This window comes from Accumulibacter sp. (genome assembly GCF_023806635.1).
Classification (GTDB): Bacteria; Pseudomonadota; Gammaproteobacteria; order Burkholderiales; family Rhodocyclaceae; genus Accumulibacter.
Genome location: NZ_JAMTDQ010000082.1, coordinates 1 through 12,189, shown reverse-complemented (window position 1 = coordinate 12,189; position 12,189 = coordinate 1). Strand labels below are relative to the sequence as shown.

14 protein-coding genes and 1 pseudogene are annotated in these 12,189 nt (G+C 62.3%); 3 read left to right on the top strand and 12 right to left on the bottom strand.

From position 1 onward, the window contains the following. Nucleotides 1-510 precede the first annotated feature (510 nt). The 3 genes from NFW30_RS14320 to NFW30_RS14310 all read right to left on the bottom strand — a co-directional run bounded on the left by NFW30_RS14320 (nt 511) and on the right by NFW30_RS14310 (nt 3,533). A complete protein-coding gene (locus NFW30_RS14320; protein WP_295355968.1) occupies nt 511-2,760 on the bottom strand; it encodes an FHA domain-containing protein in 2,250 nt (749 codons plus the stop codon). Nucleotides 2,761-2,785: 25 nt separating this feature from the next. Further along, nucleotides 2,786-3,058, bottom strand: coding sequence for a hypothetical protein (locus NFW30_RS14315; protein WP_295355967.1), 273 nt, complete (start codon nt 3,056-3,058; stop codon nt 2,786-2,788). 286 nt (nt 3,059-3,344) lie between these two features. Beyond that, entirely contained in the window at nt 3,345-3,533 is a 189-nt protein-coding gene (locus NFW30_RS14310) for a hypothetical protein (RefSeq protein ID WP_295355966.1), read from the bottom strand. Nucleotides 3,534-3,781: 248 nt separating this feature from the next. On the opposite strand from NFW30_RS14310, the pseudogene NFW30_RS14305 reads away from it, so the two are divergent. Further along, a pseudogene (locus tag NFW30_RS14305) lies at nt 3,782-4,097 on the top strand (transposase); the annotation flags it as partial. An 87-nt stretch (nt 4,098-4,184) separates the two neighbouring features. Here NFW30_RS14305 and NFW30_RS14300 read toward each other — a convergent pair. The 9 genes from NFW30_RS14300 to NFW30_RS14260 all read right to left on the bottom strand — a co-directional run bounded on the left by NFW30_RS14300 (nt 4,185) and on the right by NFW30_RS14260 (nt 9,106). Continuing rightward, complete coding sequence (locus NFW30_RS14300; protein WP_295355965.1) at nt 4,185-4,352, bottom strand: hypothetical protein; 168 nt, start codon at nt 4,350-4,352, stop codon at nt 4,185-4,187. After that, nucleotides 4,353-5,621 (bottom strand): TIGR02270 family protein, encoded by a 1,269-nt coding sequence (locus NFW30_RS14295; protein WP_295355964.1) that lies wholly within the window; start codon nt 5,619-5,621, stop codon nt 4,353-4,355. 94 nt (nt 5,622-5,715) lie between these two features. Then, a complete protein-coding gene (locus tag NFW30_RS14290; protein WP_295355963.1) occupies nt 5,716-6,096 on the bottom strand; it encodes a hypothetical protein in 381 nt (126 codons plus the stop codon). A 618-nt stretch (nt 6,097-6,714) separates the two neighbouring features. Beyond that, entirely contained in the window at nt 6,715-7,110 is a 396-nt protein-coding gene (locus NFW30_RS14285) for a TA system VapC family ribonuclease toxin (RefSeq protein ID WP_295355962.1), read from the bottom strand. Nucleotides 7,111-7,151: 41 nt separating this feature from the next. After that, a complete protein-coding gene (locus NFW30_RS14280) occupies nt 7,152-7,397 on the bottom strand; it encodes an antitoxin (protein WP_295355961.1) in 246 nt (81 codons plus the stop codon). Then, nucleotides 7,394-7,798, bottom strand: a complete 405-nt coding sequence (locus NFW30_RS14275) for a type II toxin-antitoxin system VapC family toxin (RefSeq protein WP_295355960.1) — start codon at nt 7,796-7,798, stop codon at nt 7,394-7,396. Before NFW30_RS14275 ends, NFW30_RS14280 begins: the two co-directional genes overlap by 4 nt. A gap of 221 nt (nt 7,799-8,019) precedes the next feature. After that, nucleotides 8,020-8,508, bottom strand: a complete 489-nt coding sequence (locus NFW30_RS14270) for a PIN domain-containing protein (RefSeq protein ID WP_295355959.1) — start codon at nt 8,506-8,508, stop codon at nt 8,020-8,022. Then, a complete protein-coding gene (locus tag NFW30_RS14265) occupies nt 8,505-8,780 on the bottom strand; it encodes a hypothetical protein (protein ID WP_295355958.1) in 276 nt (91 codons plus the stop codon). The genes NFW30_RS14270 and NFW30_RS14265 overlap by 4 nt, the downstream gene beginning before the upstream one ends. A gap of 122 nt (nt 8,781-8,902) precedes the next feature. Beyond that, complete coding sequence (locus NFW30_RS14260) at nt 8,903-9,106, bottom strand: hypothetical protein (protein WP_295355957.1); 204 nt, start codon at nt 9,104-9,106, stop codon at nt 8,903-8,905. Nucleotides 9,107-10,285: 1,179 nt separating this feature from the next. On the opposite strand from NFW30_RS14260, the gene NFW30_RS14255 reads away from it, so the two are divergent. After that, entirely contained in the window at nt 10,286-11,146 is an 861-nt protein-coding gene (locus NFW30_RS14255) for a hypothetical protein (protein WP_295355956.1), read from the top strand. Continuing rightward, nucleotides 11,137-11,553: a hypothetical protein gene (locus NFW30_RS14250; protein ID WP_295355955.1), complete on the top strand. Its 417-nt coding sequence runs from the start codon at nt 11,137-11,139 to the stop codon at nt 11,551-11,553. The genes NFW30_RS14255 and NFW30_RS14250 overlap by 10 nt, the downstream gene beginning before the upstream one ends. Nucleotides 11,554-12,189 lie beyond the last annotated feature (636 nt).

Here is a 12,189-nt window from a genome sequence, read left to right as displayed (position 1 = left end):
GTGCTCGCGGCTACCGCCGCGTCGAAAACTTCATCTCCATGGCCTACCTCGTTGCTGGAAAACTCACTCACTTGCCCACCCCGCCGTTCGCCCAGATGGCCCTCGTTCCACACAAAACGGAGTAAACCCCGCAATCTCCACTCCGCTGCTCATCCGGCCCTCGTCGAGCAATCGCTGCCAGTGGTGAGCCCGGGCGAGCGCATTGAGGACCAGCAAGCGGACGATGCGCTGACGTTCCACCGGAAAGAGCTGCTCCCACACACCGCCGAGCTGACGCAGCGCCAGCACCACCTCTGGTTCGCTGACCTTCGGTACGTGCCCGGCAACGCGGTCGCACACCGCCTGGACCACCTCCGGCGTCCGCAGTGCGGCATGGACGTGAGACGGATGAGGGCATCGGCAGGGCTCCGGATCGGCATGGACGAGCCCCCAACGCTACCAGACTCTGGCAGCGATTTCACGCAGGGTTGCCGAAAGGACACGAACGAAAGGCAATCCGTCAAAGTGGGATTACTGGCGGCCGCCCTTCGGCCGAACGGCGCTGCTCTCCTCCTTGCCCTCTGCTGCAATCATGAAGAGCGGTGGACTGAACTTGAACCCGAAGTACTTCGGATCCTCGCCGATGACGGCGGCGGAAAGGATATAGAAGACATAGTCGTGGGTCTCCTTGGGCAACTGATACTGCTTGGTGAGCTTCCAGAAGTTTCTTTCGCGCGGATCTTCCGGCATCTCACGGATCATCTTCCGGACACGGGTGTCCCCATAGTTGTAGCTTGCCATCACCAGCAAGCCCGACGCCTGCGCCTCGCGACTGTAGATCCGCTTGAGATATTTCACGCCCGCCTGGGTTGCCTGCCGGAAGTCGAAGCGGGCATCCTGGTCGTCGTAAGCCGGAACGTCCGCCAGAGGTCCCGTCGCCACGCCGTATTCGCTAGCTGTTGCCGGCAGCAACTGCCAAGCGCCCTTGGCAATTCCAAAGCGGGTCTGCGGTCCGATGCTCTGGGTATCGTAGTTGCTCTCCTGCAGCGGGAGATAGATGAAGTACAACGGCAAGCCCTGTTTCTTCAGCGCGCCGGCGACTACGGGCAGATAGTTGTTCTGTTCCATGTTGTCGATCGCCTTCTGCATGCGGGAGGAGCCCTGCCAGTACTTGATGTACTTTCTCACTTCAGAGACGAATTCGTCGGGCAGTTCCAGTTCGCTCTCGCCCAACTCGCTGGCAACTCTGGCAATGAGGTCCTCTTCGTAACGCTTGACCGGGAAGCGCAGGCGCAGGGCATTGGCCTCCTCGACGTACTGCTTGTACTTGCTCTTCATGGTCGCGAGCTTTTCCCGCTCCTGCAGCATGCGTTTCCTTTCTGCAGCGATCTTCTCTCGCTCGGCCCTGAGTTTGTCATCCGCTATGCGCAGACGCTCGCTGCTGATTGCTTCCATGGTCTGCGCCAGCGTATCGGCACTCTCTTCAAGGCCAATTTCCGCCTGCCCCAGACTGACCTCCAAAGTCTTGATATCATGGAACATTTCCAGAGCAAGCCGGCGCGTGTTGGCGAGTGCGATCTGCTGATAGGCGGCCATGCAGACCGACAGGCCGAAAAGGAGGCCCAAGGCCCAGATGACCTTGCGGTAGCTTTTCTTGCGGATGACGCGATCTTCCCGGATGATCCGGCGCACGATCCTGGTGTATTCACCGGCATCCTCCGCTTCATCGTCGTCAAGGAGACGCGCCTTGATATCCTCCGGCGCACGACTCTGCACCTGCTCGCGCCCGGCTCGGGCACGGTCTGCCCCAGAGACGGCGGAGGACAGATCCGACACGGCCACTTCCGCGTCCGCCGGTCGCGGCGATGTCTTCGTGATCTGGAGAGAAATTCCGCTGCGGCCGACCAATACCATCGCCGGAAACGGGAGCTCCGCGGCGGCCTCGATCGGTGCATCGTTGAGATACACGCCATTGGCGCTTCCCAAGTCGATGATCTGCCAGTTGGCACCACACTTCCTGACCTCCAGATGACGGCGGCTCACCCCGGAGTCATCCAGAACGATCGTGTTGTCCGACCCGCGGCCGACACTGAAGCTCTCGCCGAGCCTGAACACCGCCGCCTGCCTGCCATCAGGCGCGAGTACGGTGACGACCAGGGCCTCCGTGAGCGGCGCGCCACCGTTCTCGTCCAGCGATCCGCGGAGCGGTTCGTCAGAGCCATCACCGCTCCGCCGACCACCCGCATGAGCCAGGCTCGTCGCTTCCGCCCTGGGAGCGGCAACTGGCTCAGGAGGCATCAACCGGTGCCATGTTGGAGACTTCGAGTCTGGACAGCCTGTCGGCGCGCTGGCGGCAGTCGATCCCGCCCGGTTTTCCGGGATGAGATCTCCGGCCATTGACCGTCCAGTCATGCTGAGCCATGCACCGCCGCCTCCCAATGAGACGACGGCAGGAAGGGTGAGCTCTTCGTCATTGTCGATGCGCCGGCCGTCGATGAAGACGCCATTTGCGCTGCTCAGGTTGCGAATTCGCCAATGGCAATCGATCGGGTAGACCTCAAGATGATGGCGACTCACGGCATCATCGTCGACAACGATCATGTTGTCGGAAGCGCGACCTGCCGTGAACGATTGCCGGAAGACGTACGTGGCGAGTACGTCACCCCGGGCGTCGAGTAGAGCGACGCTCAACGCGTTGGCATCAGCTGCTAGCATGCCGCTTGACACCAGCGGCTCCACTACGAAGCCAACCGGTCTGGCATTAATCCGGTTGTCGTCCATCGCCGGCTGCATCGGTGAAAACCGGTCATTCGACCTCCCCATTGTCCAAAGCACCCGCTGCCGGTGATTTCACGAATGACTCGCGCGCAGCCATCGTCTTCAGGCTTGCAGCGAAGGCGATCGACCCCGGTGATGACGTACGAGCCGCGATCCAGACTGGCGACCCGTCACCTTGCTTCCCGGCCACCAGCTCGCTGGCCGCCGCCGCCATCTCGCTGGCGCGATCCATGAACCGAAACATCCTCATCGTCACGCTGGCCGATTCGCTCGTGAGCCCGGATGACTCTGCCTCGGCCATTCCCGAGAACCTGCCAGTCGAGCGCTCGGGATCGGCCCGTTTGTTTGCAGCCCTGAGTCGCCGCACGCAGAGACGCAGTCTTCGCACGTTCGCCACTCTTGTCGTGAGCGGCCCTGGACAATCTCTCCGGAACTTGTACGACCGAATCCGGGCGCGCACCGGTGGCTGCGGGCGAACTCCCTCGGCAGCGCCAGTATCCAGATCTGCCGATACCGTCACCATGACTGGTCCTGACTGGTGAAGCGGCTCGGCTCATCGCAAGCATAGCGCCCTGCTGCTGCCACCGTCAAATTGGCAAGAGATGACCGGCGATATCGGTCATGATCTTGCTCAGACTGTCCACCGCCGGTGCCAGGCCAGTCACCTTGAACGGGCCCGCTGACGCCGTCTTCATGTGCTTCTTCAGTCTTTCGTTGGTCACGGGCTGACAATTGCTGTCAAAGGATTCACGCGGCTTGCCAAGACTCTTCAGCATGTAGCTGTTGCCGACAGCGACGAGGCCGGAATTAGGCGGACCGAGCGCGCCCCTCGCTGCCGGACGCGTCACCGACGTTCCCGCTTCGGCAGGCGCAGCGTTCCTGATGTCCGGCGGCGACACAATTCCAGGTACCACACTGCTACTGCTTTCAGGCCGAAATCCGACCATACTCAGGCGTTTCAGTGTCCTTCCACCTGGCTCCACCAAACCATCCGGGCGATGCAGGAACCCCGCCCCACTCGGTGCTGCGTAGCGTCGTGCGCGAATTCCTGTACGACTGGGACGTAATCCTACGTCCCGTCGCCGAGCCCCGCCGAGCCCCACCTGCCGCTTTCCAACAACGCCGCGGAACTGGCGCTTCGGCACTGGGTGATTTCGCGCACCATCAGCCACGGCACACGCTCTGAAGAGGGATCCCGCGCCTTCGCTGTCCTCGCCAGCCTCATCGAAACCTGTCGCCATCGCGGAGCATCCGCCTGGCAGTACCTCGGCACCGTCATCGCCGCCGCTCGCAAAGGCTTGCAGCTCCCCACGTTCCCCGCCATCCCGGCAAATGTGTAGGGGAGGGAATGATTACGAGATGCTCGTCTACAGTACGGCTGGCTTCCTGGCTCATTCCCGTACGGCCTGATCTGCACGCCGGCTCTATCACCGAAGAAATCGGATCCAGACCGCGACGATGGCGAATATCGCCGCCATCGTCAGCCAGATGCGGATCGAAACCTCCCAGCGCCGGCCGTTGCGCGCGAAGCGAAGCGCACTGGCAAGCAGGAAAGCCAGCGAGATGAACGGAAAAAGATTCACTGGATCGAACATTCAATCGCTCCTGGCCAACCAGCGCTGCTGACGCCAGGCTGGCGCGCTGGTAGGAAACAGTCGCGAGCCCGGCTGCAACCCTGACAGGTACAGCGCCGCAAGGACGCGTTGCCGCTGGTAGCCCTCACGCAGTACGTGCCCGCAGTGGTCGACACTCAGCGGTTCGCCCATGAAGTAACGCTGACCCGGCTGGAAGTGCTGCTGATTCGCCCGCCACCATGCGTGCACCTTTTTGACATCGGGCCAGGGCAGGCTGTCGTCCGGGTCCATGGCTACGTTTTCGTCGTCCGGATCGTCGTTGGGACCGAAGTCCACGCCCTCCGGCGACGCGCGATCGAGCTCGAGATACGAGAGGTCGACACCGCTGATCAAGCTGAACGACTCGCCAGCCAGGCGCGCCAGCTCCGGCACCTCCATCTGCTTGATCAGCCAGGGTACGTACTGGGGATCACCGACGATTCCCGTGCCGTGCAGCAGCAGGCGCATGTTCTGCGCCGCGTCCCTGGCCAGCGACTGCAGCAGCGCGTGACCGGCCGGCGGATCGGAGAACATCAGGAACAGCCGCAGAGCTGGGTCGCGATATGGACTGGCTATGCGGGCCTGTTCAGCCAGTGCTCGCGAGGCGTCCGCACGGTGGCCCAGAAGGACGGTCGAGGCGGTGGCCCAGAAGCGGCAACCGGCATCCTCGTCGGCGAGTGCCTTCAGCGCTACCGGAAGAAGGTCACGCCGTCCGCATTCGCCGGCCGCCCGCATGGCCCGGGCCCGCAGCGACGGATCGGCGTCAGCGATCGCCACAGCCAGCGCCGAGCCCGGGTCAACCCGGTGCATGACGCAGGCGGCGATGGCGACCCGGCGGCGAAACGGATCGTCTGCCAGGAGCAGCGCCTTGATCGTTCCCTGCAGCAGCGACGCCGATACCCAGCCAAATGCGGAGACCAGACCCCTCTCGCCCTCCGGCAGCGCCTGCGCAAACGCGAACAGCCGGGCCAGCCGGTCCGTATCCTGGTCCTCGATTGCCCGCACTCCCGCCGCGAACACCTCGCCGACACCAGGCGTTTCGAGCGCCGCCTGGCAAAGCCTCGTCCCGAACTCGGCCGCCACCGCCAGACCGTCGAGGTGGGCGGCAATCCGGTCATCGAGGCGGCGCAACTGGAGCAGCCTGACGTGCGGCGCCCTGACCAGAAGCGAACGTACGCTGCGAAGGATCGCCGCCTCCTCGGCGTGCTGCTGGACGACAACAGCTATCGGCGGTCGGGCGAGAGTCGGCATGTCTGGGTCCTGTCGTCAGACACTTCCACCGAGCACCGGCGCCGGCAGCGTCACCGCCAGACTGGCGCCCGTTGTCCGGCGTGACATCGCGCACCTACCAACGGTCAACGGGACCAACTGATCGGACTCGGCCGAGCAGCGTTCGCGGCACGAAGATCTGTGTGCCACCACCCGGGCCACCGATCCCGATCCGCAGGTCAACGGTAAACTCCCTGGCGGTTCCTTCGAGTGCCGAGAATTGCACCAGAACCTCGAACTGGCCAGCACGACGGCCAGCGCTTCCATCGTTTATCGCCACCTTGCCGGTTGTCAAACCCGCCAGCCCAAACCAGTTGCCCGCGACAGGGTTCGGCAAATCAAATGAGGGGAGTCGAACAAGCTGATAGAGTTTATCTCCCGGGAAGAAAGCGTGTTCATAGACTGGCTTGGTGAAATCAAATCCACTCAAGACCTTTTCTACCTCTGTTTCGGGCATCACGCCTTGCATTCGCAAGAATACCGCAGCGGATTGTCGGTCCAAGAGTCTCACGATACCTCCCTATGCCAAGAATCAAGCGATTTTCGTCTATGGAGAAACGTCAAAAAGTAGTCAAGGGAATCAGTCAGAAAAACGACTGCTACTTCGGGCCAATGTCCAGGCCACGCGCCGATGGGGACATGAAAGGAGCGGCTCATGGACACTGAGCAGCCTTGTCTCGCAGCGCCCCATGGAACGTTTGAGTATGGTTGCCTCTTTGCAGGACCTGGCCCCCAGGGCCTGTGACCCCAATGTAGCAGAACGCAAGGTCTCTCCCATTCGTTGCGGAGAGAAGAGAGAAAAGACCTGAACCGGCTGATGCATCAGCATTGGTGCTCCTGCTTTTTCTTCGCTCCATGGAAAGCTTCGCAGCGGGCACTTCGGGTGTTTTCCGCTCGCCAACCAAGACCAAGTGTCCATTGGAGGGAGTATCGTCGGCTGTCCCATAACTCAGCAAGCCCCAATTGCTCACAAACTCGACCCAGGCCCCTGTTGTTCCAGTTGTTCCAGTCCTATTTCCAAAAAACGGCGCCGCACGAATCGATGCGGACGCACGGGGCGGGACATGGGTGACATCTAGGCTTCCACCGCGACCCCAACGTCCGGGTGCAGGGCGACCAACCCTTTGTCGAAGCTGACGAGCTTGCCCCCATGCTGCCGGGCCAAGCCGGCGAGGTAGGCGTCGGTCACTTGCCGGTGGCCCATGACGCCGTGCCATCGCACCTTGTCGTAGGGCAACATGTCGGGCCAGAAGTGGTGCTTTGCATGCGCCGTCACCACGCCGAGCACGGCCAGAGCCTGCTCGACACCGTGGCCACCGAGGCGCATCACCAGCCGCACCAGCGTCCCCTGCGTGACGGGGCATGTGGCGAACCCGCCCGACAAGCTCGAGAACCATTGCCGCGCCGGCGCATGATGCACATGTGCCTGGTCGATCAGGGCGTAGAGCACATTGCCGTCGAGCAGATGCACCGAGTCAGCCGCCTTTCGGGTTGAAGCGGATGGCCCGGGCATCACTCGTCCTCGAGGGCACGAACGTCTTCGGCGGTCACCGGCCGGGGTGATCGGATCACTGGCAAGCCGGTGCTCTGGTCGATGCGCAGCCCGGAGCTTCCCGCCACGTCGGCCGCCAGGGGCGGATGCGCCAATCCACGGCGGATCAGTTCAGCCACCGTCTGGTTCATGCTCTTGCGCGCGTGCGAAGCGATCGACGTGACCGCGTCATGGAGATCAGCCGGCAGATCAATGGTCGTTCTCATGGCGCAATGTTTGCATCATGATGCATTGATGTCAACTGTTTGCATTTGAAGATGGCAAATGGCAAGACCCCATTTCGCCCACCGGGGTACTGGCGGCCGCTCAACTGGACCGAAAACCTACTCGCGATGTCGGTCTGCGCGAAGTCGGCACCCTTGTGGAGCAGTGGCAGACCCTGGATCCTGGCCAGCGCATAGCTGAACACATCGCCGAAGTCCAACCCCGCCGGGTGGCCATTTCCTTTGCCGCACGCCACAAGCGCCGCGTAGGCAGCATCCGCCTCGGGCTGCCCGGGCGCGACCTGCTCGAACATCGACAGCCGCAGCAAGTCGTCCATCAGGATCACTGCCCGCTGCCCGCGCCGACCACGAATGACCATTCCGGTCTCGACGACCACTACCACCACCAGGTGCCAGAGATTCGCTCGCCTTCAGGACGGCGTTCTTTCACGGTAAGCACGGTCAGAGACGCGAGCGCGGCGAGGCGTGGGGAAAGAGGTCGAGGAAGGGTCAGTTGGCAGTGCAACAAGAAACCGTGGTCTGTCCCCCCATTCCTCCCCCCATTCCTCCGTACTCTTCCGCTATTCCGCTATTCCGCTTGTCCCCTATTCCGTTATTCCGCTGGTCACTTGCGAGACGTCTTGCGAACCGGCGCCGCTAGCTTGCGCTTGCCCGCAGCGTGCGTTGCTTCAGGCTGACGTATGGTGTCCGCAAACGGATTCACAACGTCCACATCGCCGAAGCGCGCGCCCGCCTGCAGGTCTTCGCTGAACAGCACCGAGCATCCCGCGTCGACCGCGGCTTGCACGATCAGGCCATCCCAGTGGGACAGTTGATGACGCTGCGCCAGGCGAATGGCGCGCACCACCAACGCGGCGTCGGTGGCCACCACGCGCTCTTCCGCCAAGGCCTCGACAACCGCGAGCGCGGTCTCCTTTTCGAGCAAGGCCGCACGCAGGAGCGCGTTGTAGGCCTCGACCAGTACCTGCGTGCTCAGCACCATCGAAGCGGCCCGAACATGCTCCTCGATCAACGCGATCGCGCGTTGCCGCTTCGAACCGGCAATGCTGTCATAGGCGTAGACGACGACATTGGTGTCGAAGAACGCCCTCATTGGCGACGGCGCTTATCAAGCTCCTGCATCCGCTCTCCATAGAGCTCCGAGCGCCCTTGCCAAGCGGGCGCCGCATCGGCCGTCCTGGGCAGCGCGCGCGCAAACCCCGCGCGCAAGCGCGCCACGCGGCGCTCGGCATCGTCTTCGCCGCGACCCACGTACTGTTCGATCGCACGACGGCAGATTTCATTGACGCTGGTGTCATGCTTGAGCGCCTTGATGCGGGCTTCTTTCAGCAGAGCATCGTCAATTACCAGGGTGATGTTCGACATGTTTGACCTCATTTGCACGTAATCAGTGTAGCACGGGTTATGTGCCGCATCGAGAGCATAGGCGATTCGAGGGGGCAAGGCAACTGAGCACCGGCAAGACCCCTTTTGGCTCTCGAACGCGTTCAGCTCCGCGCGGCTGGCCCAGGTGACTCGAGTGCCGCGATCACCCGGCCAACCCGCGGCACCGGCAACCCCACGGCCTGCGCCAGCGCGGTCATCGTCTTCCCCTGTTCGCGATAGCCGCGCAGCAGCGCCGCGTCGCGGTCGCCAGCGCACGCGGCGAAGCATTGTTCCCGGGTTTGGCCAGCGGCAAGACGAGCTGTCATCGCATGTCGTGGGAGGGCTCGTGTCTGTGGTCATCCGCCTGGCCTGACCAGTTGTGCGGATGACCACAGGCACTGAGCGGTGCGGGATTCGGATGACTTTTCAGGGGCTCCCGGGTCCAAGTTCAACATTGACGCTGCTTGATGAAGGCTCATACACTGTCGCCGATGCCGTTGGATTTCTTATCTTCGAGGCGGCTGGGCACAAGGCAAGACCTGATCCCGTGACTTGCGTGACTTGTGACCCCGTGACCCCGTGACCTTGGTGACCTTCTGATCTCTAGACGTACCTCTGGCCAAGCCCCTTCATCAGGCGCGACACGTCGGAGTCGGTGCCGGGAGTCATCAGCGGGTGGAGGGTTGGTCATCAGGACGTAAGCGTGGACACCGACCGACTCGGCGATGGCCAGTTCGGCCAACGTGGCCAAGAACAGGTACCGGTCGGGGTCGGCGAAGAAGATCGCCGCCCGATTGATACCGCGTAGAATCATGTGCATCGGGTAGCCGGCGGCGACGATCCGGGCGTGTTGGGGCATGTGGACGCGGAACGTGGCGCAGCGCGGTAGCTTCACTGTGATGGGAAACCGTGGTCTGCACGAGGTCAGTGCGCACGGGTACCTGTGTGGAGCAGCAGAAGGGAAGCGCCCTGCACATCAACCGCAGTCGCCAATAGGCAAACGTGGTCGATCATCAAAAGATAGGCATGGACTTGGCAGCGCGTATTGCGTATATCATACGCCTTGCTTCTCCCAAACCTCCAACGCGGGTGTTTCAGTGAAGCCTTCCGATGCCTTTGCCTTGCTTTCCCCCACGATGCCGTTCGGCGTGTCGTGGCATCTCATCGCGTACTCAACGCTTGCGTGTTCGGCTCCGTCCTGTGTGGGCGATGATGCTGATGATGGCGATCTCGTCCCGCTGGTTGACGCTGGTTGACCCAACGTCAGACACGAACCTGATGGACATGGCCACAGGCCGAAGCTCGAGCAGCAAGCCCAGGACCTTCACCAGATCCTGGATGCTCCGCGACGTGTTCCGTTTTGGCGCAAGACCTTGTCTTCACATGGCAGGAGTTTTTGTCGCGACCGTCGCGCTCCCACTGCTTCGCTTGCCGCGTCCGGTTTCATCGTCGCACTGCCAGCTGCTTCTTCCTCGACATCTTTCCACCTGACCAAGGAGAACGATATGCCCGGACCGCTGTGCAGTAATGAAGTGGGTGAGGATTGGCTCGATCCCGGGACTCTGGCTTTGACCAGAAATCGCCCACCGACGACTCATGGCATGAACTCGTGCCAAGACAATCCACCGTCGCCGCTAACACAACAGGTGTTTCTCAGCCCCGCATTGCGGGAAACCGTCCAGATCGCCACCAACATGACCACACCGATGGCCTGGGACTCGTACTGGCGGATGGCCTACGATCGCGCTGACAAAGTACTACAGGCGCAGGCCAACGAACTTCTCAGGCGCGGAAACATCACCAAGCAGGAGTTCGACGAACTGGTGAAGGCCCGCAACAAGCTGGTCCAAGAGTTCAGGAAGCCTCTGAGTCCGTTTGGCAAGCAGTATTCCGAGATCCTGAAGCCGACGGCCAGACTGCCGCAGCCGGGTGAGTTGCTGACGAAGAAGGGCAGCATCGAGGCCGTGCTGAAAAGCGTTGGCAAGTCGCGCGCTTCCGTCAACCGGTTGAGTATGGTGTTCCGCGTGGCGGGACCAGCGCTACTCGCGCTGGACATCACAATAACGACCATCGTTGTGATGAAGGCACCTTCGGAACAACGCGGCCGCATGGCGGCGCGCGAATACACGGGCTTGGGCCTTGGTGTGGCAGGTGGCGCAGGAGGTGCTTGGGCGGGTTGTGTCACCTTGGCAGCCCTGGGGTCGCCGACCTTGGTGCTGCCGGTTGTCGGCGAAGTAGCTGAGGGGACCCTGTGCGTCGTCGGTGGCATTCTGGGCGGACTTGGCGTAGGCTGGATGGGGCGCGAGGCGGGCAAGGCCACAGGGGAAGTAGTCTACGACTTCGTGACAACGTTCCGATGGGAGTAATCTCGCGCTATCTCGAACGGTTGGCCGCCAAGGTTCGGCCGAGGCGCGCCGCGCCCACCGCGGTTTCGGTCAACGCCGACGGCCTGCGGATCGGCGGCGAAACGATGGCGTGGAGCGAAATGCGCCGGCTGGACGCCTACAAACGCGATACCTACGTCGGTGATTTTCTTTGCTTGGCGATCCTCGACTCCAGCGATCGGGTGCTGGACATCAACGAGGAGTCGCCCGGCTGGGAGGAGGCCGGTGAAGCGATAGAGCGATTTTTGCCGGGTTCGCTGCCTCACGCCGAATGGATGTTGCGCCTGATTGCCGCCAACCCTGGTGAATCGGTGACGATTTATCCAGTATCAGGAGCCGAGCAGGGTCGGCAGCCGCGTGAATTTCGAGAAAGCGGTTGTCAACGATGAGAAACGGCGGAAATCCGGCGGTGAAAAAGTGCGCGTCAGCATGGCTGCAAGCGCGGTGATGATGTGACGCGTTTGCAGCCATGCCCCAGCGTATCCGCCCGTCCCACCCGCATCAAGTTTTCGCTCCGCCTGCGGCGGGCTGCCGGCCGCCCTTCACCAAGCGCCAAGCAGCCAGTTTTCGTGCCCGATCTATTGGCGGCGCCAGATTTGTGCGCTTCTTGACCGCCGATGCCATCTGCCTCGGTCCTGGACCGTGCGACGCCGCTGCGGCGTGGAGAATGGACTCCACTGGATGCTCGACGTCAGCTTCGGCGAAGACGCCTAGGTCGTGCGCAAGGATGACGCCCCAAAGAATCTCGCGTTAGCCCTCTCCGTTCATCCGCATTTCATGCTGGACAACCAGTCCTTGGCAGACTCGCCGTGTAGATCCGCGGGCACTTTCCCGATGCAGATACAAACGCTCCCGCCAATTATACCCAGCCCAACCACCTCGCCCGGCGCAACCTCGGGAAGCTCTCGCATTGGCAATCGGAGGACCACCCCCTCTGCGACGGAAGACTTCGGACGCCCGACGATTTCCCCTGTTACGTCTTCCTCTCCCAGAGGGCTGAGGCGCTCGCTCATCCCGCGAACGGA

What these genes read in the sequence shown, in the direction of transcription:
- NFW30_RS14320 (WP_295355968.1), bottom strand. Translation starts at nt 2,760, where the DNA reads ATGGACGACAACCGGATTAATGCCAGACCGGTTGGCTTCGTAGTGGAG.
- NFW30_RS14315 (WP_295355967.1), bottom strand. Translation starts at nt 3,058, where the DNA reads ATGGCCGAGGCAGAGTCATCCGGGCTCACGAGCGAATCGGCCAGCGTG.
- NFW30_RS14310 (WP_295355966.1), bottom strand. Translation starts at nt 3,533, where the DNA reads ATGCTGAAGAGTCTTGGCAAGCCGCGTGAATCCTTTGACAGCAATTGT.
- NFW30_RS14300 (WP_295355965.1), bottom strand. Translation starts at nt 4,352, where the DNA reads ATGTTCGATCCAGTGAATCTTTTTCCGTTCATCTCGCTGGCTTTCCTG.
- NFW30_RS14295 (WP_295355964.1), bottom strand. Translation starts at nt 5,621, where the DNA reads ATGCCGACTCTCGCCCGACCGCCGATAGCTGTTGTCGTCCAGCAGCAC.
- NFW30_RS14290 (WP_295355963.1), bottom strand. Translation starts at nt 6,096, where the DNA reads ATGCCCGAAACAGAGGTAGAAAAGGTCTTGAGTGGATTTGATTTCACC.
- NFW30_RS14280 (WP_295355961.1), bottom strand. Translation starts at nt 7,397, where the DNA reads ATGAGAACGACCATTGATCTGCCGGCTGATCTCCATGACGCGGTCACG.
- NFW30_RS14270 (WP_295355959.1), bottom strand. Translation starts at nt 8,508, where the DNA reads ATGAGGGCGTTCTTCGACACCAATGTCGTCGTCTACGCCTATGACAGC.
- NFW30_RS14265 (WP_295355958.1), bottom strand. Translation starts at nt 8,780, where the DNA reads ATGTCGAACATCACCCTGGTAATTGACGATGCTCTGCTGAAAGAAGCC.
- NFW30_RS14260 (WP_295355957.1), bottom strand. Translation starts at nt 9,106, where the DNA reads ATGACAGCTCGTCTTGCCGCTGGCCAAACCCGGGAACAATGCTTCGCC.
- NFW30_RS14255 (WP_295355956.1), top strand. Translation starts at nt 10,286, where the DNA reads ATGCCCGGACCGCTGTGCAGTAATGAAGTGGGTGAGGATTGGCTCGAT.
- NFW30_RS14250 (WP_295355955.1), top strand. Translation starts at nt 11,137, where the DNA reads ATGGGAGTAATCTCGCGCTATCTCGAACGGTTGGCCGCCAAGGTTCGG.